Source organism: Oceanobacillus salinisoli, from assembly GCF_009733865.1.
In the GTDB taxonomy this organism is placed as follows: Bacteria; Bacillota; Bacilli; order Bacillales; family Amphibacillaceae; genus Oceanobacillus; species Oceanobacillus salinisoli.
Genome location: NZ_WOFB01000070.1, coordinates 1 through 843 on the forward strand (window position 1 = coordinate 1; position 843 = coordinate 843).

The window sequence follows — 843 nt, forward strand, 5'->3', positions numbered from 1 at the left end:
AATCAAATTCTATGATCACCTTGTTTAACTCTTGCACCCGATAGCTTAGTAAGATTTTATATTTTGATTGCCTAATTTTTCTACAATTAAAGGGATTTCTGTCAAATTTTCCACTATAAAATCTGCTTTTACGTTATTCCATTGATAGTCTTTTTTCCAAATACCTTTCATACCTACATTTTGAGCAGCTTTTACATCTTTTTCTGGATGATCGCCAACAAATATACTTTCGGATGGTAAAACATTAAGTTTATCTAAGGCTTTAAGGAATATCTGCGGTTCAGGCTTTTTTATTCCCTCCCATTCAGATATAAGAATTGTTTGAAAGTATTTTTCAATACCTAAAGCCTTAATATTATCCATTTGGAATTTCCCTTTTCCATTAGTAATCATTCCAAGAACAATATTATTATGCTTTAATTCTTCTAACATACTAATGAGTTTAGAAAAAGGAATACAACTATCTTTAAATTGCTTGATATAGTCTTGAAGCAATTCATCCCACGTCAAACCTGTTATATCAATTCATCCACTAACTGTTGGTACACTTTATCCTTCCAAACATAACCCCTATTATCAAGTTTAATAAATCTTGTTATGTATATATCCTTTGGAATATGATTTAACCATTTATTTAATCGTTGGTATTGGCTTTTCAATAAAAATCTTTACTGACACATCTCGGTTTAACAAAGTTCCATCTAAGTCAAATACAACAGCTTTTATAATAGTAATCTCCCCCTTAAAAAATAGATTATAAATTTTGCTTTCTTTGTTTATATGTTAAAATCCTTCTTACACTAAACTGCCCCGTTAGCACAATACCTCTATCCTTCAACACTA

Annotated in this window: 1 pseudogene; it reads right to left on the minus strand. The window is 29.9% G+C overall.

Annotation, left to right across the window (positions count from 1 at the left end):
- Window positions 1-45: 45 nt before the first annotated feature.
- Window positions 46-729: pseudogene (locus GMJ66_RS20325) on the minus strand (HAD family hydrolase).
- Window positions 730-843 lie beyond the last annotated feature (114 nt).